Below are 21919 nucleotides of genomic sequence, written 5' to 3' on the forward strand. Positions count from 1 at the left end.
CCATGTCTGATCCCGCCGTGAAGTCCTTTGTTGGACGCGTACGTGACATTCTTCACGATCTATCCCCATCAGAGCGACGTCTGGCGGAATTTGCCCTGGATTTCCCAGGCGATCTGGCCGGCTACAGCGCGTCTGAGCTGGCGTCTCTGGCCCATGTATCCAACGCTACGGTTACCCGCTTTATTCGGCGCCTGGGCTATAGCAATTACGAAGCGGCCCGCAAGCAAGTGCGCTCTGAAAAGAAAGCCGGCTCCCCCCTGCTGCTGGCCGCGACCGAGACAGAAGCCGAACGCTCACTGGCCACGCAGCTGCAACAGAGCCAGAACAATCTGGCCTCTACCTACAGACGCATTCCCGACTCGCTGCTGCAAGAGATCGCCCAGGCCATTCTGGCTGCGCGGAAAGTGTGGGTGCTGGGGTTTCGCTCCAGCCACGCCCTGGCCAACTACTTTCGCTGGCAGTTGCTGCAAATCGTCCCAGAAGCTCAACTGATTCCCGGTCCTGGTGAAACCATGGGAGAGCATCTGGCCGGCATACACGCCGAGGATGTGGTGGTGATCTTTGCCCTGCGTCGCCGGGTGCGCAATATGGATCAGCTTATTGGTCAAATGGCTCAGCTGAACCCGAATGTGCTGCATATTACCGATCAACTCAGCGCCGAGAAAAGCGCCTGTCGCTGGACGTTGCGATGTGATGTCCAGTCACCCGGTGTGCTGGACAACCACGTGGCAGTGATCGGCTTATGCCATTTGATTCTGAGCCAGGTAATGGATCAGGCCGGTCCGGCCGGACGTCGCCATCTAGGCATGGTGGAAGCTTTCCACGACAGTTTTCTGGAGCTGTAGGTCGCTGAGACTGGCACCACAAACCCGCCCGCTCCTCCTGCAGCCAAGGCAAATCAGCTCCGCCCAAGTCAGGCTGCCAGCGGCTATCCCAGGAATCGAATAAGGATCATATGCAAAATGCGATGATCCTTTTTTTATTAAAACTCCTTTTATATCAATCGATTAATCAATCCAACTTAAAGTCCTGCAAAATCTTTCTCGTTAACCCTAGTTTTGAAAATATTTTTTCATACCAATAATGGCTGAAAAAATAATGTTATGGGCGGACGTGCCCTGCATGTCCTGAAACGAGGAGAAACCATGTCTAGCAAGCAGCAAACCTTGCCGGCCAACACCGGGCAGGCACAGGCCAGTTCTACGGCCAACAACCACACGGTTCAGCAGCAACTGGAAAACTCGCTGGAGACCATAGGCGTCACCAACTCGCACCGCAAAGTGCTGGCCCTGATTTTGCTGGGCGTGCTGTTTGACGTGCTGGAGCAAAATGCCGTGGGCCTGGTCGGTCCGCTTCTTCAGGAACATTGGGGGCTGACGCCTCGCGATGTCGGGTTTCTGAACACCCTGACCTTTGCCGCTGCGGCCCTGGGGCGCTTGCTGTCCGGCTATATCGCCGACCACTATGGTCGCCGCGTCATGTTGACCATCAATCTGGCCCTGTTCACGTTGGGCGCGCTGATCTGCGCCCTGGCCCCCAGCTACTGGGTACTGGGCCTGGGTCGCATGATTGTCGGCTTTGGTCTGGGTGGCGAGATCTCGATTGCCGTCACCATGCTGGCCGAGTTCTGCTCCTCGCGCTTTCGCGGCACCGCCGTCGGCACGATCAACGTCGCGGGTGGTGGTCTGGGCAATATGCTGGCTCCGGCCTTTGGCTTGCTGGTCTTTACCCTCTTTCCCGGCCCCGAGAGCTGGCGCTGGGTGTTTGGCCTGCTGGTCATGCCCGCCTTCATGGTGCTGTTCTACCGTCGCTACATTCCTGAAACACCTCGCTTTCTGGTATCGCAAGGGCGTATCGACGAGGCCAATCAGGTTTTGAATATTCTGGCCTCGGGCAAGCTGGGCCGCCACGTTGCCAACCCCTACCCTTATCTGCACAGCGGCCCGCAAGCGCAAAAAGCAGAGCGCGTACGCTTGAGCGAGATTTTCCAGGGCCCGCTGGCCATGCGCACGCTGGTTACCGGCATTGCCGTGTGCATGACCTACGGCGCACAACTGACGGTGCTGACCCTGATGCCGACTCTGCTGGTAGAACAAGGCTACTCCCTGGTGAAAAGCTATACCTTCACCATCCTGATGCAGTCAGGCAGCTTGCTGGGTGCCCTGACTGCCTCGTACCTGGGCTCTCGCGTGCCTCGCAAACGCGTCTTCACCTTGGGGGCCTTGCTGGCCTGCGCCAGTGGTCTGGCCTTTGGCTTTCTGAGCTTCAATATTTATCTGGTGCTGCTGTTCGGTGCGGCCTTCCAGTTCTGCGTACTGCTGCTGAACACCACGATCTGGATTTTCTCCCCTGAGCTATATCCCACGCGCGTCCGCGCCTTTGGCACCGCCTTCATTCTGGCATTGGGTACCTTGGCGGGTGCATTTATCCCTACGCTTAGCGGCTGGGTGCTGGAAGGCTATGGTGTCGCCGGCATGTTCACCTTGATGGCTGGCATGTATGTCACCTTTGCCGCCGTCCTGCAGTTGGCGCCCGAAACCTTTGGCCGCCCCCTGGATACCTGATTCACTTGATAAGCCGCGTTACGGCGGCCCCTGTATTTATGTCTCATACCGTACTGCTCATCAACCCCAATACTTCCCGTCCCACCACTGACATGATGGTTGCCCTTGCCCAGGCTTGCTTCCAGAGCCTGCAGCGCAGCGATATCCAGGTCCGCGGGCTGACTGCCCCCGAAGGGCCGGGCATGTTGACCGAAATGAAGGAGCTGGAGCAGGCCGCCACCATGGCCAGGCACCCGCTGGTGCTGGCACAGGCACAGGACGCTGATGGCGTCATCGTCGGTGCTTTTGGTGATCCCGGCCTGCAAGTCCTGGCTGAGCACGTAACGGTGCCCGTCATCGGTATAGGCCAGGCTTCCATGATGCAGGCCGCCCGAGCAGGCAGCCCTTTTGGCATTGCCACCACGACACCCGGCCTGGAGCAATCCATTCTGGACCAGGTACAGCGCTACGGCTGGAGCGACCAGTTCTCCGGCCTGCGCCTGACCCCTACCGCCCCCCTGGATCTGGCCCAGGCCCCTGAACGTCAGGATCAGGAACTGGCCGACAGTGTCGTGGCATGTATCGAACAAGACGGTGCTCGCGCCGTCATCATCGGCGGTGGCCCACTGGCTCAAAGCGCACAAGCGCTGCAAAGCCGGCTGGCTGTGCCGGTGATCAATCCCATCATTGCTGCCTGCGAGCTCATGGCCGAGCGCCTGCCCCCAGATCAGCCATAACACGCGGTACCACACAAGGAGACACCCCATGACAAGCAGCACCCTTGGGGACGGAGCCCAGGCCCCGTCCGCCAGCAAGCAGGAACTGGATCAGATTTACAAGAAAGTGATGTGGCGCATTTTGCCCTTCATTTTCTTGCTTTGGATGCTGGCCTGGATAGACAGGCTCAACATTGGTTTTGCCAAGCTGCAAATGCAGCCCGAGCTGGGGTTTTCCGAAACGGTTTACGGCATCGGTGCCGGTATTTTCTTTTTGGGCTACTTCTTTTTTGAAGTGCCCAGCAACTGGTTGCTGCTGCGTATTGGTGCACGCAAGACCCTGGCCCGTATTGCCTTTGGCTGGGGCCTGATCTGCGTGCTGATGATGTTTACCAAAACAGCCGCCTACTTTTATGTGATGCGTTTTTTGCTGGGCGCTTTTGAGGCAGGTTTCCAGCCCGGCGTATTGCTGTTCCTGACCTTCTGGTTCCCAGCCCATCGTCGCGCCAAAGCTTTTGCGGTGTTTATTTCCGCCTCGGCGGTGGCCTCGGTTGTGGGCGCACCGCTGGCCGGTTTCATCATGACGCGTCTGGATGGCGTCAATGACTGGTCCGGTTGGCAATGGCTATTCTTGCTGGAAGGCCTGCCGACAATTTTCGCAGGCATTCTGGCGGTAATGTTCATTGTGGACAGCCCGGAAAAAGCCAGCTGGTTAAGCCAGCGTGAGAAGGACCTGATCAAACAGGAGCTGGTGCTGGACGCCAAGGCCGCAGGCCCGCGCGAGCACAGCTTCAAGAAAGCCTTGGGCAATGCCGATCTGTGGACCCTGACCCTGATGTTCTTTGGCATCGTGGCCGCGAACTCCACACTGGCCTTTTTTGCGCCCACCCTGGTGCGCTCGCTGGGCCCGACCGATCCGCTACAGGTGGGCTTGCTGGTTGGTCTGGTCTATGTATTTGGGGCCATCTTCCAGCTGGCACTGGGCTTTAGTGCCGACCGTCGCCGCGAAGCCCGTCTGCACACAGGTATTCCCGTCATCATCGGCGCGATCGGTCTGGCTGGTGTGGGGCTGCTCCTGGGCAACAATACGACCCTGGCTTTTATCAGCCTGATTGTGGCCGTGTCCGGCACCATGGGTTGCATTCCGGTGTACTGGCAGTTACCTAATGCCGTACTGGCGGGCTCGGCAGCCGCTATTGGCGTGGCCTTCATCAACTCCGTCGCTAATCTGGCCGGCTTCGGCGCTCCCTTCATGTTGGGCGCTCTGAAAGACGCCAGCGGCAATTTCCAAAGCGGTTTATGGATTATTGCGGCGCTGGAACTGGCCGTTGGTATCTGGATTCTGTCTTTCCGCAAGCGCAGGCAAGCCACCTGAACGCCTTGCCAATCATGGACCAGGGCCCCGAAAAAGCCGGCAAACTGGCCGTTTTCGGGGCCTGCCTACCCGCCAGCGAACCAGATCCTGTTGCACTTGTGCCGCGCTCGTACGGAGTTTTCTTTGAAAAGCGGCGGCTCGATGCTAAAATTTCAGGCTTCATCGGATACGTGGCAAAAAGTCTTTAGGCATTATTCAATCGGGCGGGATTAAAAAAATCCAAACCCGGTTAAAAAAACAGCCCTCTAGCTTTTTAGTGCCGGTACTTACAAGACTGAAAATCTGCCCTGTGCAGCTTTATTTTTGTAAATACGTGCCTTGCTGGCGGTCCTTATTTGTCAAAACAGGAATCATCATGAAAGAAGGCATTCACCCAGAATACCGTGACGTGGTGTTTCTGGACCTGCAAACGGGCAACTCCTTTATCACCCGTTCCACTGTCCAGACTCGCGAAACCACCGAAAAAGACGGTAAGACTTACCCGCTGTTCAAGTGTGACGTGACGTCCGAGTCGCACCCCTTCTACACGGGCGCTCAAACCCGTATCGTGGAAACTGGCCGCGTTGAAAAATTCCGCGCCCGTTTTGCCCGTACGGCTGGTACCGTCAAGAAAGGCGAATAAGCTCTCTTTCGCGACATACCGCGTTCAGCGCAAAAAAGGCAGCTTCGGCTGCCTTTTTTTTACCGTACATTTCCCGGCCAAGGCGCCCCCTTTGCATTAAGATAGGGCGAATCAACAGACTGTTTTACCCTAGACGTGTCATCCAGCCTCATACCCACCTCCACCCCTGCCCGCCTGACTGCTACCGCTGCCGTCAAACTTCCCCGACTGGTCCTGCTTGTTGTGGGGACAATTTACATTCTTGCGGGTCTGTTTTTCCGTGATCCCTGGAAGGCAGACGATGTCATCGGGCTTGCGACCATGCTTACCGCTTTGTCTGATCCCAGCGGTCAGGCCTTGCTGTTGCCGCAGGTAGGCGACCTGGCGCACGCCCAGGATGGGCCGCTGACGACCTGGCTGGGTGCGCTGTTCATTACGCTGTTTGCGCCGCTGCTCAAGCTGTTCACCTCCGAACTGAACGCCAATATTGTGGCGTCCCGCCTGCCCAATTTACTGTGGTTCGGCATGCTGGCGGCCTCAGTCTGGCACAGTGCCTACTGGCTGGCCCGTCGTCCTGAAGCCCAGCCGCTACGCCTGCCCTTTGGGGGCGAGCCCTCTCCCACCGCCTATGGACGCATGATTGCCGATGCCACCTTGCTGCTGACAGTAGCCACGGTTGGCATCATCTGGCGCATGCATGAAACCTCGGAAGTGCCGGCCATCATCGCTTTTCAGGCGCTGGCCTTGTACAGTCTGGTGCGCATGTTCGACCGCCCTGCCTCGGGCGCGATCATGCTGGGCCTGTCTTTGGGTGCCTGCTTTCTGACCCGCGGCTGGCTGGGTGCGGGCCCCATCATGCTGGCCACCACGCTGTGTTTCATTCCGCGCGGCCCCTTGCGCCAGCACAGCCAATGGCTGGCCCTGAGCGCTGTGCTGACCCTGGCCATCATCATGGCCTGGTGGATTCCGGCCAAGCGTGTCAGCGTGTACTGGACCGAACAATGGCGTCTGTGGCATCTGGCTGCCTGGGGCTGGGCTGGTTTCAAGGAACAACTGAATAATCTGCGTGACCTGCTGTGGTTCCTCTGGCCCATCTGGCCCTTGGCACTGCTGGCCCTGTGGCAATGGCGCAGCTGGTTCAAGGCGCCACATATTTATGTGCCCGCCATCAGTTTTCTGGTGCCACTGTTCAGCCTGCTGTTCATGCGCGATGCCTTCGAGCCCGAATACGCCTTGCTGGTCGTGCCTTGCGCCATCCTGGCTGCTTTCTCGCTGCCCACCCTGCGCCGTGGCGTCATCAATACGCTGGACTGGTTTGCCATCATGTGTTTCTCGCTGACGGCGGCAACCGTCTGGCTGGGCTGGTTTGCTCAGCAAACCGGATGGCCACGCCAGATTTCGCACAATATTGCCCGCCAGACACAAGGCTATGACACCTTCATCTCCTGGCCGGTCATGATTATTGCCGTGCTGGGTACTGTCGCCTGGATTGCCCTGGTACGCTGGCGCTTGTCCACCAACCCTCCCGGGCTGCTGCGTGGCACCGTCCTGTCTGCAGGCGGTCTGATTACCACCTGGCTCTTGCTGGTGACCTTGTGGATGCCCTCGCTGGACTACGTACGCAGTTACCGTGATGTCTCCGGCGAACTGTCCGCCGCCCTGCGCGTACACAAACAGCCCGGCGAGTGCCTGCGCTCCTGGGGCCTGGGTTCGGGGCAACGTGCCTCCTTCCTGGTGTTCAACAACATCAATATCAATTTCGACAACCGCTGCTCTTTGGTGCTGGAACAGTTCTCCCTGCGCGACCTGCAAGATGGCAAGGCCCCCATTCCCGATAATGCGGTCCAGCTCTGGCAAGGCAAACGCGGGCCAGATCGTCACGAGGCTTTCCGTCTGCTGCGAGTGCAAGCTCAGTAAGTTTCAATCATGTCCTCCGTGTTTCATCACAACTGGAAAGGCCAGGCAGGTCAGATCCTGCGTCAGGCCTGGCCGGTGCTGGTCGGTTCCTGGGCGGGTATCGCCTTTGGTGTTCTGGATACCGTTATGGTCGGCCACAGCAGCCCGATCGACCTGCAGGCCATGGGCCTGGGCGTATCCATTTACATCACCGTTTTTATTGGCTTGATGGGTGTCATCCACGCCCTGATCCCTATCATTGCGCAGCAATTTGGCGCGCGCCGCCTGACAGAAGTGGGCCGCTGGTGGGGGCAAGGCGTGTGGCTGGCCCTTTTGCTGACTTTGATCGGCACCCTGGCGCTGGCCTTTCCCAATATCTGGCTGCGCTGGTCGGGCGATTTGAGCCCTGAGGTTCACGACCGGGTGACCTGGTATTTGCGCAGCCTGATTCTGGCCCTGCCTGCCGCCCTGGTATTCCGAACGATTTACTGCCTGGGCACGGCAACTTCCCGCCCCAAGGCCGTCATGCTGATCAACCTGTTCAGCGTGGCCTTCAAGGCCCTGTTCAACTGGGTGCTGATTTTCGGCAAATTCGGTTTGCCAGCCATGGGGGCTGTCGGTTCCGGCCTGGCCACGACCGTGGTGTCCTGGCTGATGCTGGCAGCCGGCTTGTGGCTGCTGCGCACCGACCGCTACTACAAACCCTTCACGCTGCGACTGGGGCTGCCCAACTGGGCGGCTCAAAAAGAACTGCTGCGTCTGGGTCTGCCCATGGGCGGCTCCTATCTGATCGAGATCTGCGCCTTCAGTTTCATGGCCTTGCTGGTTGCCCGTGAGGGGGTCTTTGCATCGGGTGCGCACCAGATCATGGCCAATCTGGCTGCCGTCTGCTTCATGGTGCCTATGGCCGTGGGCGTTGCCGCCGCTTCTGTCAGTGCACAAGCGATTGGGGCCGGGCAATATCACCGCGCCCGCCAGGTGGGGATGTTAAGCCTGGGGATCGTGCTGGCGGGGGCGACCTTAACCATTACCCTGCTGGTGCTGCTGCGCCCGACTTTGGCCAACGCCTACACCGATGATGCCGACGTAGCGCTGCGGGCTTTGCTGTTGCTGCAACTGCTGCCTTTCTTTCACTTTTTCGATGCGTTCCAGTGCCTGATTTCCTATTTGCTGCGTGCATATAAAGTGGCTTTTGTCCCCATGCTGCTGCAATTTTTTGCCTTGAGCGTGCTCGGGCTGGGCGGTGGCTGGTGGCTGGGCTTCGGGCCTGCCGCCGGATCGCTGGAAGGAGTCATTCAGTGGCTGGCACCGGGAGCGCCTGTAGGAGCAGCCAGCTTGTGGACCATGTCCAGCCTGGGTCTGGGAGCCTCGGCATTGCTGCTGCTGTTCTGGTACGTACATATTTTGCGTATTTACAATCCGGCAAGGCGCAAGACGCAGGCGTCCCAATAAGCCAGACCTGGGGCACTGGCACTCGCTCAGTCCACGGCAAACTCAGACGCCTCGGTACTGGCTACCCTGTCCCCTTTCGCTCTTTGCTCAGCCTCAAAACCCCAAGGCCAAAATATGGCAAATCCTCAAAGCGCAAACATATAAAAAAACGGGACCAGTTATTCAACTGGTCCCACTTTCTTTATCGCCTTACCAAGACAAGGAAACTCAGGCAGCAGGTTTACTGCCTTCAATGGCTTCCACGATCTTGGCCGTATCATCCGGAGTCGACTCTGCAGCCGCATCCGGCGACTCCTCCACCGCATCAATCAGCGGGCTGACCAGATCCACAACCTTGCTGCGTGAGAGCAGGCCAAGGAACTCGTCGTTCTCGCCAGTCACAGCCAAAGGTTCGCTGCTGCGCAGCAATTGCCCCAGGATTTCATCCAGCCCCATGGTGGCGGGAACCGAACTCATTTCATCCACAAAGCCGGAGATGTCTCGTGCGCCTTGCTGCACCGCTTCCTGAGCACTGGAACGCATCAAGACACCGGCCAGACGCTTGCCATCGAGTACAGGCGCATAACGCACACCCCGTTCGCTCAAGCGCTCCAGCGCGTGAACAGCACGGGTACGCATGGTGAAGGTCAATGTCTTGCTGGAATCGCGCACCGCATGGGCGGCATTCAGCACCTTGCTGCGGTTCACATCCTGCAAGAAAGCCTGCACATAATCGCTGGCGGGTGACAGCAGAATATCTTCGGGCGAACCTTCCTGGATCAACTCGCCATCTTTCAGAATGGCAATCCGGTTACCCAGGCGTAGCGCTTCGTCCAGATCATGCGTAATAAACACAATGGTCTTGTTCAAACGGGCTTGCAGCTCCAGCAACTGATCCTGCATTTCGCGTCGAATCAGCGGGTCCAAAGCCGAAAAAGCCTCGTCCATCAAGAGGATGTCCGCATCGGTGGCCAAGGCTCGAGCCAGGCCCACACGCTGCTGCATACCGCCAGACAACTGATGAGGGTACTGTTTCTCAAACCCCTGCAGACCTACCTGCTCCAGCCAGTAAGTGGCCTTCTCCTCGCGGGCGGCACGACCCATGCCCTGCACCTGCAGGCCATAAGCCGCATTTTCCAGCACCGTGCGATGCGGAAACAGGCCAAAGCGCTGAAAGACCATGCTGATCTTTTGCTGACGGAACTGCATCAGCGCCTTGCCGTCCAGACTCATCACATCCACATCGTCCACCAGAATTTGCCCGGCAGTCGGTTCAATCAAACGGTTGAAGTGGCGGATCAAGGTGGACTTGCCCGAACCGGACAGACCCATGATGACGTAAATGCTGCCGTGCTCAATGGACAGGCTGATATCGCGCAGACCCAATGTATGGCCACTCTTGGCCAGCAGCTCATCCTTGCGAACGCCGTTACGAGCTTCTTCCAGCCAGCGCTCGGGTTGGGAGCCAAAGATCTTGTAAATATTACGGACTTCAATCTTGCTCATGAGGCCTCCCGTGTCTGAAAGCGACGGCCGAACTCTTGCGTGATACGGTCAAACAGGATCGCCAGCAGCACAATACCCAAACCGGCCATCAGACCACGGCCCACTTGCAGTCGGTTAATACCTTGCAGCACTTCGTAGCCCAGCCCCCGCACACCAATCATGGAGGCGATCACCACCATGGCCAGGGCCATCATGGTTGTCTGGTTGATACCGGCCATGATGTTGGGCATGGCCAGAGGCAATTGCACGCCGTAGAGCTGCTGCCAACGGTTGGACCCGAAGGAGCGCGAGGCTTCCAGCACTTCGCTGTCGACCAGGCGTATACCCAGATCGGTCAGGCGAATCACCGGCGCAATGGCATAAATAATGGTGGCAATCAGGGCGGCGATCTTGCCCAGGTTAAACAGCATCACCACCGGGATCAGATACACAAAGCTGGGCATGGTTTGCATCACGTCCAGCACCGGCATCATGATGCGACGCAGCCAGTTGAAGCTGGCCATCAACAGACCCAGCGGTATGCCTATCAGCACAGACAGGAAAACGGCCACGATCATCAGCGCTAGGGTCTGCATGGCTGCATCCCACAAGCCGATCAAGCCGATGACAAACAACATGGCTCCCATGGCCACGGAAAACAGGACGCGGCGGCTGGCAACCCAGCCCAACACGACCACCACCAGCACGACGGCCCACCAGGGGCTGCTGCGCAGGATGGATTCCATAAAGACCAGCATGTCCAGCAAAGGCTGGGTCATGGCGCGCAAGGTGCTGGAATAATTGGCCACCAGATCACCCACGAACTGATCGATGGGCAAACGTAAGGCGCGCGGATCAATCAACTCAGGAAACATAAAAAACACTCCGTAAAACTCGTGCATGCGGCGCGGGCGTGCCGCCCGGCCATGAGCCTGCCGACCACAGGGTGGCCAGGCAGAAAAGCGAGGTACGGCTCAGTGCACGCACCCACAGGGGGTGCAGCAACCGAGGCCGGCCTCGCCCTACAACAACACGAATACTAAAGAGCGGCTTTTACGCGCTGAGCCACTTCCATGGGCACCCATTTGGTCCAGGTGTCCTCATGCTCTTTCAGGAACCAGTTCGCCACATCCTCGGGCTCGCCCTCGGTTTTTTCCATGTGGGCCATGGTGTCGTTCATCAGTTCCAGAGGCATGCTGACATTGGCCAGGAAAGCCGTCAGTTCGGGAGCCTGCTTGGAGAATTCCGTATTCACGGCAGTGAACACCGGGTTTTCAGGGTAATCGCTAGGCTCTGGATTGGCACAATTGGGGTCAGTCAGACACCCGTGCTTTTTCTCGTCATAAGCCGGCAGTTCCAGCTTGACCAGATCCATGGAACCTACCAGCGGTGTGGGGTACCAGTAGTAGAACACTACGTTTTCCTTGCGCTGGTAAGCAGAAGTCAGTGCTGCTTTCTGCGTGGCGCCGGTACCGGGCGAGAACAGGGTATAGGTATCGCCCAGCTTCAGGGCATTGAACAGATTGCCACTGACCACTTCACAACCCCAACCTGCCGGGCAGCCATAGAAACGGCCTTTGCCGGGCTCTTCCGGGTCCTTGAATTCATCTTTGAACTTGGGCAGGTCCGCAGCGGACTTCAGTTCAGGCAGGCGCTCGGCGGTGTAGCGTGGAATGAACCAGGCTTCGCCACCCATATAAATATCGCCAATACGTTTTACATTTCCCTTGGCTTCAGCCTGTTTCCAGGGATCAGCCACACTGTTGAGCCAGATTTCAGTGTTGACATCCAGGTCGCCTCGCTCCAACGCGGCCAACGCCGGAAGCGTCTCGACCGAGATGACCTCAGTCTTGCAGCCATAACCCTTGTCGGCGATAAAACGCTCGACTTCAGTCAGGACCAGGTTCGATTCCCAATTCATGCCGCCAAAGCGGACAGTGCGGTCCAGTTCGCAGGCTGCCGGGGCAGCGGCTTGTGCGGCGGACGACAAACCCAGCAAAACGCTGGCCAGCACAGAGGCTTGAATCAGGGGAAAACGGTGCAAGCGCGACTTGGCACCGGCGTGAGGGAAGTATGAAGACATGATGCTCCTCCTTGAGTTACTGTGGACGCGTCCTGCATGATCAGTCGGCGCCAAGGCTAAAGGGGTGTGCGGAAGACGATGCTCTTATCGCCAATACATACCTACGTATAGAGCGAGTGCCAGGCACTCACGAAAAACCCGGAACGGCGTTGGGGGCTGAGCCCCTTTCTTTTACCGTTCCCTGCCTTGACCGAAACAAAACGGCTGGGCCAGGGTTACACCGCGCGGGACGATGATTTGGTGCGAATAGAACACGCTGCTTGAGCGGTTCTGGATCGAATTGATGAATCAGACAAGGAGGCCATTCTACGGGCCTTTGCAATCAAAAACAAATTATTACCGCACAAAACCAGTGAAAATCCTGAATATGTCAATGGCGAAAACACAACAAAAGCCTTGTTTGGCGTGGTTTTAGCAATTTTCCAAACTTTTTTTTGTTACTTAATAATTCAAGGCTAATCAGGGAAGTTAACAACCAAACCCAAAAAGACAAATGACAAGGCCTGAAACCTTGTCATTTGTCCTGCCAATCAGTGGCTTAACGCTGGTACATATAGTCCCGTCGCCATGGATATACCAGGTCGGGCGCATACTCCAGTTCTTGCGCGCGTCCTGCACTTTGCGCCTGTGCCAGAACCTGATGCAAGGCAATCCATCCATGCTCAAAGCCCATTGCGCAACCGGCCAGATAAACCCGGTACGCCCGCAGGGATTTTTGACCCTGCTCGGAATCCAGCGTGGCCTTGGCCTTGTCCAGCTGGCTTTCCAAAGCATCACTCCAGGCCCACAAGGTACGCGCATAGTGTGGCCTCAGGTTCTCGATATCCAGCCCCTCCAGACCGCCTTCGGCCAGATGACGCAACACATGGCTGATATGGGTCAGCTCTCCGCCGGGGAAAATGTATTTCTCGATAAAGTCACCCATACCCGCGCCCAGCTGGCTATTGTCCACGCCACCTGCGGTAATGCCATGGTTCAGGATCAGGCCACCCGGTTTGACCAGACGGCGCAGCTTGTCAAAGTAAGCACTGAGCTGGGCGCGGCCCACATGCTCGAACATGCCCACCGAGGCCAGCTTGTCATAGGGTTTGAGCTCATCCAGATCCCGGTAATCGAGCAACATCATGCGGGCCCGGCCCGTCAGCCCCTTTTGCTCAATCAATCCATTCACATACGCATGCTGGTTACGGGACAAGGTAATGCCGGTCACATCCACATCGTAATTTTCGGCCGCCCACATCAACAGGCCGCCCCACCCGGCCCCAACATCCAGAAAGCGCTCGCCCGATTGCAGACGCAGCTTGCGGCAAATGTGATCCAGCTTGGCTTCCTGGGCCTGGGCCAGCGTCATGTCCGGCTCGCGATAATAGGCGCAAGAATAGACCCGACGCGGGTCCAGCCACAGGGCGTAGAAGTCGTCCGACAAGTCGTAGTGAAACTGGATCTGCTTGGCGTCCTTTTCCTGGGAATGACGCCAGACGGAGGTCAAGTGCTTGATGATGGAGGTCAGCCAGCCTGCCTGGGCCGCATCGACCGGCGATCCTGGCAAGATATCGGCGGCCAGTTGCATCAAATCCCGCATGGACCCCTCAAAATCCATACGCCCTTCCACGTAGGCCTCGCCCAACTGTCCGGACTGTCCGGCAGCCAGTTGCGCCAAAGTGGCATTGTCTTTGATTGTCAGATGAACCGATGCGTTGGCTGCACCGACTTGCTCCCCATTGGGCAAGGTCAGTCGAACCGGGACGCTGAGTTGATCTAATTTGGCCTGGACCATGGATGAAATGGAACTCAACTTCGCCTCCTTGTATGTAAACAAACAAAGATGACAATGTGTCGCCTGAATCGACACACCGCCCATAAGCCGTCAATCCTGTAGCCTAATACAATCAGCCCTTGAATCCGTTGCGTCAAAGTCACGAATCATGTGCTTCATACCTAAAGCACTTATGCCGGATTTGACCTTGCCCCATGCTAAACTGCCTGCCTTTGGCCCATTGCATCGGTTTGCATTGATGCTCGGCGCGGGGTTGCGGCTTCAGGCTCTTGGCCAGGATCTGCCCCACCTTAATACTTGGCCCGATGACACGCAACCACTCCCCTGCATTTCCCCCCTGGCTCATCTTGATGGGGCTGCTCACCGCCCTGGGGCCTCTGGCCATTGACATGTACCTGCCCGCCTTCCCGGCGATGGCCCAGAGCCTGAACACCTCGGCAGGTATGGTAGAGCGCACTCTGGCCGGTTTCCTGCTGGGCGTGGGAGTGGCTCAGCTAGTCTACGGCCCGATGGCCGACCGCTTCGGGCGCAAGCTGCCCTTGCTGCTGGGCGTGCTGATTTTCACCACCGCTTCTTTTTTCTGTGCCCGTGCCAGCGACATTGATGAGCTGACGGTCTGGCGCATTGTGCAAGCCTTTGGTGGCGCCGCCGGCATGGCCATCCCCCGCGCCGTGATCCGGGATCGTTTCGAGACCCGTGAAGCCGCCCGAGCCCTGTCCATGCTGATGCTGATCATGGGTGTCATGCCGATTCTGGCCCCACTGATTGGCGGCCAGATCCTGCTGTTTAGCGACTGGCGCGGCATTTTCTACTTCATGGCAGGCTGTGGTGTGCTTCTGTGGCTGCTGACCTTTTTCACCATGCGAGAGTCTCTGGCCCCGGAACGGGTGCTGCCACTACAACCCAAGCTGATTGCGCATAATTACAGCGCCTTGCTGCGCGACCGGCCCTTCATGTTTTATTCCCTGGCTGCCGGTTTCAGTTCTGCGGGCATGTTTGCCTATATCGCCGGATCGCCACGCGTCTTTATTGATTTGTTTTCTGTCGAGCCGCGTCATTTCGGTTTTTATTTTGGCGCCAATGCCGCCTGTCTGATTGTTTTCTCTCAAGTCAGCGCCCGCTTGCTCAATACCTACAGCCCACCCACTTTGCTGCGCGTGGCACAGGGCCTGCAAGTGATCTTTACCTTGCTGGGTGCCATTTTGACCCTGCTGGGCGTACTGGACCTGACCTGGCTGATGGTGACCCTCATGGGCTTCATGGCATGCCAGGGCTTTGTAAATCCCAATTCCGCCGCGCTGGCCCTGTCTGAACAAGGCCATCGCCTGGGAACGGCCTCCGCACTGATGGGAGCCTTGCAAATGCTTTGCGGTGCCTTGGCCGGTTTTGCTGTCAGCAGCTGGGCTTCGTCCAATGCTTTGCCATTGACCGCCGTATTGGCCGCTTGTGCCGTCTTATCGTGGCTGTTTGGCCGCAATGCAGCGAGGAAAGCACGGTAAAACTTGATCTAAGTGATTTTTCCATATTAGAATAATCTTCTTTGCACCCCAGCACTGGGGTTAACACGATCCTAATTTTACAATCGCCCGCGGCTTTTTTCGTTTAGCGGAGGCTGATTTAGATCTCAAGGGGTATGACCATGGCACGCGTATGCCAAGTGACCGGAAAAGGCCCAATGTCGGGCAACAATGTTTCGCACGCCAACAATAAGACCAAGCGTCGCTTCCTGCCAAACCTGCAGTCCCGTCGTTTCTGGGTTGAAAGTGAAAACCGCTGGGTTCGCCTGCGCGTTTCCGCTAACGCTATCCGCACCATCGACAAGAACGGTATCGACTCCGTTCTGGCCGAAATGCGCTCCCGCGGCGAAAAGTACTAAGCTGCGCTTCTTAAACATTTAACCAGGAGCTCATCATGGCAAAAGGTATACGCGAAAAAATCAAACTCGAATCGTCCGCCGGTACGGGTCACTTCTACACCACCACCAAAAACAAGCGCAACATGCCTGAAAAGATGGTGATCAAGAAATTTGACCCCGTCGTTCGCAAGCACGTCGAGTACAAAGAAACCAAGCTGCGTTAATACGCGCCCGCTCCTGCAGCGGATTGGTTTTCAAAGAAGCCCCTGCCCTGCAGGGGTTTTTTTTGCCCTTTGCAGGCTGCTGTGACAGGCCTGCCTCCTGTCTGCCATTACGCTCATGCACACTGCCCACCTTGCAGCCGTCCACAGCGAGATTTGCCCCGTATAATGGCGGATACTCCTTTACTTCTGTCTAAAACGGTATTGCCACTCATGCAGGAACGTTACAACCCCAGCGAGGTCGAACAACTCGCTCAGCAAAACTGGACCGATCGGGACGCCTATCGTGCCGTCGAGAACGCCACCGCTCCGGATGGCTCGCTCAAACCCAAGTTTTACGCATGCTCCATGCTGCCCTACCCCAGTGGCAAGCTACACATGGGCCACGTGCGCAACTACACCATCAACGACATGATGGCGCGCCAGCTACGCATGCGCGGTTTTAACGTTCTCATGCCCATGGGCTGGGATGCTTTTGGCATGCCCGCCGAAAACGCCGCCATCAAATCGCAGGTTCCACCCGCCAAGTGGACTTACGACAATATCGCCTACATGAAAAAGCAGATGCAGGCGATGGGTCTGGCTATCGACTGGTCGCGCGAAATGTGCGCCTGCGACCCCGAATACTACAAATGGAACCAGTGGCTGTTCCTGAAAATGCTGGAAAAAGGCATTGCCTACCGCAAGACCCAGACCGTGAACTGGGACCCGGTAGACCAAACCGTTCTGGCCAACGAACAGGTTATTGAAGGCCGTGGCTGGCGCTCCGGTGCGCTGGTTGAAAAGCGTGAAATCCCCGGCTACTACCTGCGCATCACCGATTACGCCGAAGAACTGCTGGATACCGTGAAAACCGGCTTGCCCGGCTGGCCCGAGCGTGTGCGCCTGATGCAGGAAAACTGGATCGGCAAGAGCCAGGGCGTACGCTTTGCCTTCCCTCACGATATTCGTGACGAGCAAGGCCAACTGATTCAGGACGGTCGTCTGTACGTGTTCACCACCCGCGTGGACACCATCATGGGCGTCACCTTCTGTGCGGTTGCTCCTGAACACCCGCTGGCTGCCCTGGCTGCCCGCAACAATCCCGAGCTGACTGCCTTTATTGAAGAATGCAAGAAAGGCGGCACCACGGAAGCCGATATGGCCACCCGTGAAAAAGAAGGTCTGCCTACTGGCCTGACCGTCAAGCACCCCCTGACGGGCGCGGACGTTCCTGTCTGGGTCGGTAACTATGTCTTGATGAGCTACGGTGACGGCGCCGTGATGGGCGTGCCTGCTCACGACGAGCGCGACTTCGCCTTTGCCCTGAAATACCAATTGCCTATCAATCAGGTCATTGGTGTAGAAGGCAAGGAATACGACGCCACCCAATGGCAAGACTGGTACGGCGACAAGCAGCAAGGTCAAACCATCAATTCCGGCAAGTACGACGGCCTGACGCACGTCGCGGCCGTGGATGCCATTGCCGCAGACCTGAACGCCAAGGAACTGGGCGAGAAACAAACTACCTATCGTCTGCGCGACTGGGGCATTTCCCGTCAGCGTTACTGGGGCACCCCGATCCCGATCATCCACTGCGAAGATTGCGGCCCGGTTCCTGTTCCAGAAAAAGACCTGCCCGTGGTTCTGCCCGAAGAACTGATTCCCGATGGCAGCGGCAACCCGCTGAACAAGCACGAAGCCTTCCTGAAGTGCGCTTGCCCTTCTTGTGGCAAACCGGCACGTCGCGAAACGGATACCATGGACACCTTTGTGGACTCGTCCTGGTACTTCCTGCGCTACACCACGCCCAATCTGAACGATTCCATGACCGATCCACGCACCGATTACTGGATGCCCATGGATCAGTACATCGGTGGTATCGAACACGCTGTGCTGCACTTGCTGTACGCCCGCTTCTGGACCAAAGTCATGCGCGACATGGGCCTGGTCAAGATTGACGAGCCCTTCACCCGCCTGCTGTGCCAGGGCATGGTGCTGAACCACAGCTACACCCGCCGCACCCCACAAGGGGGTATCGAATACTTCTGGCCTGAAACCGTCGAAAACGTTTACGACGAAAAAGGCGCGATTATCGGTGCCCGCTTAAAGAGCGATGGCCAGCCCGTGCAGTACAACGGCATTGGCACCATGTCCAAGTCCAAGAACAACGGCGTGGACCCTCAGTCCCTGATCGACACAATGGGCGCGGATACCGCCCGCCTGTTCATCATGTTCGCCAGCCCGCCAGAGCAAACACTGGAGTGGTCGGACTCGGGCGTGGACGGAGCCAACCGCTTCCTGCGCCGCCTGTGGGCCTTCTGCTACAACCACGCCGATGCCCTGCGTGCCGGTAACGCCCAGGCTACCGACTGGAGCGATCTGGACGCCGCTGCCAAGCGTACTCGTCTGGAAATTCACTCCTTGCTCAAGCAGGCCAATTACGACTACGAGCGTATTCAGTACAACACGGTCGTGTCGGCTTGCATGAAGATGCTCAACACCCTGGAGCAGACTCAATGGGAAGACACGCCTGCCGCACAACGTGCACTGGCTGAAACCACGTCCATCCTGTTGCGTGTTCTGTACCCTGTGGTCCCTCACATCACATGGCAGTTGTGGCGCGAGCTGGGCTGGGCAGAGAGCCAAGGCGATATGCTGGATGCCCAATGGCCTGTCGTGGACGAGCAAGCCCTGATTGCCGATGAAGTGGAACTGATGCTGCAGGTCAACGGCAAGCTGCGCGGCTCCCTGATCGTGCCTCAAGGAGCGGAAAAAGCCGCCATTGAACAAGCTGCAGCCGACCATGCGGCTGTGCTCAAGTATCTGGAAGGCCGCCCCGCCAAGCGCATCATTGTGGTGCCTGGCAAACTTGTTAACGTCGTAGGTTAATCATGAACGTAGCCCGCCTGCTTCCTTCCGGCTCCTTGTCTGCTCCTGCACCCAGGTTCTGGGGACTGGCGGGCATGATCATCCTGCTCAGTGTTGTTTTGACAGCGTGCGGCTTCCACCTGAAAGGGGTGGCCCCGCTGCCGTTCAACACGATTTACACCAATATTACGGACAACAGCGCTTTTGGCGCGAACCTGCGTCGAGCCTTGTTGGCCAGCTCGCCTCAAAGCCGCTTTGTCGAGGGTCCTCAAGAAGCGGAAGCGGTCCTGCAGCAAGTCTCGCTGAGCCGTTATCAGCGTGAAATCTCCATCAACGCCAAAGGCCAGGTGGAAGAGTACGAACTGCAGCTGACCTTTGTCTTTGAGCTGCTCGATGCCAAAGGCCGCTACGTACTGCCTCCCACCACACTGACTGTGATGCGTGAAGTACCTTACGACGCCGAAGCCGTCCAGGCCAAAGACAGCGAAATCGAGATGATTTTCCGCGACATGGAACAGTCGCTGATCAACCGCATCGTGCGCCGCTTGAGTTCGCCCGACGTCACCAGTGCCTACCACTTCATGAGCAGCCAGCCTGAAGCCAGCTCCATGGAAGAAATGGAACTGCTGCCCACCCGACCACAGGCGCCGCTGTAACGATGGGACGCAGGGCCGACCACGACACCTTGCTGCGCGAACTGGCCACGCCATCCGCAGCCTTTCAACCGCTTTATGTGGTGTCTGGTGATGAACCCCTTTTGCTGGTTGAAGCCGCCGATGCCGTGCGCGCCCGCGCCCGCCAGGACGGCTTTACCGAACGCAGCAGCTTTACGCTGGATGCGCGGGCAGACTGGTCGCAGCTGTTTGCTGTTGCCCAGAACATCTCTCTGTTTGGCGATCAGAAACTGGTGGACGTGAGCATTCCCAGTGGCAAGCCCGGCAAGCCGGGCGGTGATGCCCTGCAAAAGCTGTGTCAGCTGATCAGCGGCGGGCAAATGGATGGCACCAGCTTCCTGATTCAACTTCCCCGCCTGGACAAGGCCACGCGCAACAGCAAATGGTGCCAGGCTCTGGAACAAGTGGCCTGTTGGGTTGACATTCAGCCCATCAACCGCAACTCCCTGGCAGGCTGGATTGCCCAGCGTCTGAAAACCCAGGATCAAAGCCTGGAGCGCCATAGTCTGGAATGGATGGCCGACAAGGTTGAAGGCAACCTACTGGCGGCCCATCAGGAAATTCAGAAACTGGCCCTGATTTACCCTCCCGGCCAGTTAAGCCAGGAAGAGCTGGAAAACGCCGTCCTGAATGTGGCTCGCTACAGTGTGTTTGATCTGCGCGACTCCATGCTGGCCGGCCATAGCCAACGCGCCCTGACGGTGCTCGGTGGCTTGCAGGCAGAAGGCGAAGCCTTGCCCCTGGTCCTGTGGGCGGTAGGCGAAGAAGTACGTACCTTGGCCCGTTTGTCACAAGCGCGTCAGCAAGGGCAGGATCTGTCCAACCTGTTTCGCCAATACCGCATTTTTGGCCCGCGCGAAAAACTCGTCCGTCAGGCCTTGGACCGCATCCCGCCTCAAAGCTGGCCTGCCTCGGTTCTGCATGCACACGATATAGACCGTTTGATCAAAGGCCTGCACCCCAGCGGACGTCAGCAAGACCCGTGGGAAGAAATGCGCCGCCTGACCATGCGTATCGCAGTCGCGACACAAGCCCCCCGTCGCTAAGCGTCCGATACCCCTTAATCTCTTAATTGTTGCGATAATGCTCTCTTGAACCGGAGAGTTACACGGCTATGAACGATATCACCCAGTCCTCTGCCGCCACCCAGGTCGGCGATCTGTCTTCCATGATGCAAGATTTGGGCAAGCGCGCCCAGCTTGCTGCCCGTCGCATGCGCGCCGCCACTGGCAAAGCCAAGGCCGATGCCCTGCGCTATATGGCTGATGCCCTGATTGAGCAAAAAGCCCAGTTGCAAGCAGCCAACGAACTGGACTTGCAGGCTGCACGTGAACGTCAGATTCCCCCGGCCATGATCGAGCGTCTGGTCCTGTCGGACCGTGCCCTGGAGATCATGACCACAGGCCTGCGTCAGATTGCCGACATGGACGATCCGGTCGGTCAGATCAGCGCCTCACGCACCCGCCCTAACGGCATGCGTGTGGCTCAAATGCGTGTGCCTTTGGGTGTCATCGGCATCATTTACGAATCGCGCCCCAATGTGACCATTGACGCCGCCGCCCTGTGCCTGAAATCCGGCAACGCCACGATTTTGCGCGGCGGTAGCGAAGCCTTTCACTCCAACCAGGCTTTGGCACAGATTATCTCCAGCAGCCTGGAACGTGCTGGTTTGCCCAAAGAAGCCGTGCAAGTGGTTCCCACCACGGATCGCGATGCTGTTGGCTTGCTCGTAACCATGAACGACTACGTGGACGTCATTGTCCCGCGTGGTGGCAAGAGCCTGATCCAGCGACTGAGCGCCGAAGCAACGGTCCCTCTGATCAAGCACCTGGACGGCAACTGCCACGTCTATGTAGATGAATTTGCCGATCTGGAAAAAGCGACCCGCATCGTGTTCAACGCCAAGACCTACCGTTACGGTATTTGCGGCACCATGGAAACCTTGCTGGTTCACCGCAGTATTGCCCCGGCTTTCCTGCCAGAAATGGCCCGCCAACTGCAGGAAAAAGGAGTGGAACTGCGTGGCTGTGAACAGACCCGCGCTCTGGTCGCCAACGTAGCCCCCGCTACCGAAGAAGACTGGGAAACCGAATTTGCCGCAGCCATTCTGGCAATCCGCATTGTGGACTCCATGGATCAGGCCATGGATCATATTGCCCAGTACAGCTCCGAGCACACAGAATCCATCGTGACGGAAAACCTGAGCCTGGCCGAGCGCTTCCAGCGCGAAGTGGACTCCAGCTCCGTCATGGTGAACCTGCCTACCTGTTTTGCTGACGGCTTCGAGTATGGCCTGGGTGCCGAAATCGGCATTTCCACCAACCGTCTTCATGCCCGTGGCCCGGTCGGCCTGGAAGGCCTGACGACCTACAAATGGGTCTTGCATGGCAATGGCCAAATGCGTGGTTAAAT

At 57.7% G+C, this 21919-nt stretch carries 18 protein-coding genes; 14 read left to right on the top strand and 4 right to left on the bottom strand.

Annotated features, from left to right (window positions below; genetic code table 11):
- The first annotated feature begins 2 nt into the window (after positions 1 to 2).
- The 7 genes from CPY64_RS11335 (at position 3) to CPY64_RS11365 (ending at position 8583) form a co-directional block, all read left to right on the top strand.
- The gene (locus CPY64_RS11335) at positions 3 to 845 is read left to right on the top strand and encodes a MurR/RpiR family transcriptional regulator (RefSeq protein ID WP_042481993.1); all 843 of its coding nucleotides are present in this window, start codon (positions 3 to 5) and stop codon (positions 843 to 845) included.
- A gap of 300 nt (positions 846 to 1145) precedes the next feature.
- On the top strand, positions 1146 to 2564 hold the full coding sequence (locus CPY64_RS11340; RefSeq protein WP_042482224.1) for an MFS transporter: 1419 nt from the start codon (positions 1146 to 1148) through the stop codon (positions 2562 to 2564).
- A 38-nt stretch (positions 2565 to 2602) separates the two neighbouring features.
- Positions 2603 to 3280 (top strand): aspartate/glutamate racemase family protein, encoded by a 678-nt coding sequence (locus CPY64_RS11345; RefSeq protein WP_042481995.1) that lies wholly within the window; start codon positions 2603 to 2605, stop codon positions 3278 to 3280.
- 28 nt (positions 3281 to 3308) lie between these two features.
- The gene (locus CPY64_RS11350; protein ID WP_042481997.1) at positions 3309 to 4634 is read left to right on the top strand and encodes an MFS transporter; all 1326 of its coding nucleotides are present in this window, start codon (positions 3309 to 3311) and stop codon (positions 4632 to 4634) included.
- Positions 4635 to 4989: 355 nt separating this feature from the next.
- Entirely contained in the window at positions 4990 to 5256 is a 267-nt protein-coding gene (locus CPY64_RS11355) for a type B 50S ribosomal protein L31 (protein WP_003802796.1), read from the top strand.
- 135 nt (positions 5257 to 5391) lie between these two features.
- The gene (locus CPY64_RS11360; RefSeq protein WP_042482002.1) at positions 5392 to 7152 is read left to right on the top strand and encodes an ArnT family glycosyltransferase; all 1761 of its coding nucleotides are present in this window, start codon (positions 5392 to 5394) and stop codon (positions 7150 to 7152) included.
- A 9-nt stretch (positions 7153 to 7161) separates the two neighbouring features.
- Positions 7162 to 8583, top strand: coding sequence for an MATE family efflux transporter (locus CPY64_RS11365; RefSeq protein ID WP_042482004.1), 1422 nt, complete (start codon positions 7162 to 7164; stop codon positions 8581 to 8583).
- A gap of 207 nt (positions 8584 to 8790) precedes the next feature.
- On the opposite strand, the gene CPY64_RS11370 is transcribed toward CPY64_RS11365, so the two are convergent.
- From CPY64_RS11370 to CPY64_RS11385, 4 genes are all read right to left on the bottom strand, one after another.
- Entirely contained in the window at positions 8791 to 10068 is a 1278-nt protein-coding gene (locus CPY64_RS11370) for a quaternary amine ABC transporter ATP-binding protein (protein WP_042482009.1), read from the bottom strand.
- Positions 10065 to 10922, bottom strand: coding sequence for an ABC transporter permease (locus tag CPY64_RS11375; RefSeq protein WP_042482011.1), 858 nt, complete (start codon positions 10920 to 10922; stop codon positions 10065 to 10067). The genes CPY64_RS11370 and CPY64_RS11375 overlap by 4 nt, the downstream gene beginning before the upstream one ends.
- A 164-nt stretch (positions 10923 to 11086) precedes the next feature.
- Positions 11087 to 12130, bottom strand: a complete 1044-nt coding sequence (locus tag CPY64_RS11380) for an ABC transporter substrate-binding protein (RefSeq protein ID WP_042482013.1) — start codon at positions 12128 to 12130, stop codon at positions 11087 to 11089.
- A gap of 538 nt (positions 12131 to 12668) precedes the next feature.
- Complete coding sequence (locus CPY64_RS11385; protein WP_042482015.1) at positions 12669 to 13907, bottom strand: class I SAM-dependent methyltransferase; 1239 nt, start codon at positions 13905 to 13907, stop codon at positions 12669 to 12671.
- A gap of 350 nt (positions 13908 to 14257) precedes the next feature.
- On the opposite strand from CPY64_RS11385, the gene CPY64_RS11395 reads away from it, so the two are divergent.
- From CPY64_RS11395 to CPY64_RS11425, 7 genes are all read left to right on the top strand, one after another.
- A complete protein-coding gene (locus CPY64_RS11395) occupies positions 14258 to 15406 on the top strand; it encodes a Bcr/CflA family multidrug efflux MFS transporter (RefSeq protein WP_042482226.1) in 1149 nt (382 codons plus the stop codon).
- Positions 15407 to 15546: 140 nt separating this feature from the next.
- Entirely contained in the window at positions 15547 to 15783 is a 237-nt protein-coding gene (gene rpmB, locus CPY64_RS11400) for a 50S ribosomal protein L28 (RefSeq protein ID WP_003802782.1), read from the top strand.
- 35 nt (positions 15784 to 15818) lie between these two features.
- A complete protein-coding gene (rpmG, locus tag CPY64_RS11405; RefSeq protein ID WP_003802781.1) occupies positions 15819 to 15986 on the top strand; it encodes a 50S ribosomal protein L33 in 168 nt (55 codons plus the stop codon).
- A 210-nt stretch (positions 15987 to 16196) separates the two neighbouring features.
- The gene (leuS, locus tag CPY64_RS11410; protein WP_042482016.1) at positions 16197 to 18854 is read left to right on the top strand and encodes a leucine--tRNA ligase; all 2658 of its coding nucleotides are present in this window, start codon (positions 16197 to 16199) and stop codon (positions 18852 to 18854) included.
- Between the two features lie 2 nt (positions 18855 to 18856).
- Positions 18857 to 19489 carry an LPS-assembly lipoprotein LptE gene (locus CPY64_RS11415; RefSeq protein WP_042482019.1) on the top strand — a complete coding sequence of 211 codons (633 nt, stop codon included), beginning with the start codon at positions 18857 to 18859 and terminating at the stop codon, positions 19487 to 19489.
- A 2-nt stretch (positions 19490 to 19491) separates the two neighbouring features.
- Positions 19492 to 20553, top strand: a complete 1062-nt coding sequence (gene holA / locus CPY64_RS11420) for a DNA polymerase III subunit delta (protein WP_042482021.1) — start codon at positions 19492 to 19494, stop codon at positions 20551 to 20553.
- A gap of 68 nt (positions 20554 to 20621) precedes the next feature.
- On the top strand, positions 20622 to 21917 hold the full coding sequence (locus tag CPY64_RS11425; protein ID WP_086060327.1) for a glutamate-5-semialdehyde dehydrogenase: 1296 nt from the start codon (positions 20622 to 20624) through the stop codon (positions 21915 to 21917).
- Positions 21918 to 21919 lie beyond the last annotated feature (2 nt).

This window comes from Alcaligenes faecalis (genome assembly GCF_002443155.1).
Classification (GTDB): Bacteria; Pseudomonadota; Gammaproteobacteria; order Burkholderiales; family Burkholderiaceae_B; genus Alcaligenes; species Alcaligenes faecalis.

Coding starts and splice junctions, on each gene's coding strand:
- CPY64_RS11335 (WP_042481993.1), top strand. CDS start 3: ATGTCTGATCCCGCCGTGAAGTCCTTTGTTGGACGCGTACGTGACATT.
- CPY64_RS11340 (WP_042482224.1), top strand. CDS start 1,146: ATGTCTAGCAAGCAGCAAACCTTGCCGGCCAACACCGGGCAGGCACAG.
- CPY64_RS11345 (WP_042481995.1), top strand. CDS start 2,603: ATGTCTCATACCGTACTGCTCATCAACCCCAATACTTCCCGTCCCACC.
- CPY64_RS11350 (WP_042481997.1), top strand. CDS start 3,309: ATGACAAGCAGCACCCTTGGGGACGGAGCCCAGGCCCCGTCCGCCAGC.
- CPY64_RS11355 (WP_003802796.1), top strand. CDS start 4,990: ATGAAAGAAGGCATTCACCCAGAATACCGTGACGTGGTGTTTCTGGAC.
- CPY64_RS11365 (WP_042482004.1), top strand. CDS start 7,162: ATGTCCTCCGTGTTTCATCACAACTGGAAAGGCCAGGCAGGTCAGATC.
- CPY64_RS11370 (WP_042482009.1), bottom strand. CDS start 10,068: ATGAGCAAGATTGAAGTCCGTAATATTTACAAGATCTTTGGCTCCCAA.
- CPY64_RS11375 (WP_042482011.1), bottom strand. CDS start 10,922: ATGTTTCCTGAGTTGATTGATCCGCGCGCCTTACGTTTGCCCATCGAT.
- CPY64_RS11380 (WP_042482013.1), bottom strand. CDS start 12,130: ATGTCTTCATACTTCCCTCACGCCGGTGCCAAGTCGCGCTTGCACCGT.
- CPY64_RS11385 (WP_042482015.1), bottom strand. CDS start 13,907: ATGGTCCAGGCCAAATTAGATCAACTCAGCGTCCCGGTTCGACTGACC.
- CPY64_RS11395 (WP_042482226.1), top strand. CDS start 14,258: ATGGGGCTGCTCACCGCCCTGGGGCCTCTGGCCATTGACATGTACCTG.
- rpmB (WP_003802782.1), top strand. CDS start 15,547: ATGGCACGCGTATGCCAAGTGACCGGAAAAGGCCCAATGTCGGGCAAC.
- rpmG (WP_003802781.1), top strand. CDS start 15,819: ATGGCAAAAGGTATACGCGAAAAAATCAAACTCGAATCGTCCGCCGGT.
- leuS (WP_042482016.1), top strand. CDS start 16,197: ATGCAGGAACGTTACAACCCCAGCGAGGTCGAACAACTCGCTCAGCAA.
- CPY64_RS11415 (WP_042482019.1), top strand. CDS start 18,857: ATGAACGTAGCCCGCCTGCTTCCTTCCGGCTCCTTGTCTGCTCCTGCA.
- holA (WP_042482021.1), top strand. CDS start 19,492: ATGGGACGCAGGGCCGACCACGACACCTTGCTGCGCGAACTGGCCACG.
- CPY64_RS11425 (WP_086060327.1), top strand. CDS start 20,622: ATGAACGATATCACCCAGTCCTCTGCCGCCACCCAGGTCGGCGATCTG.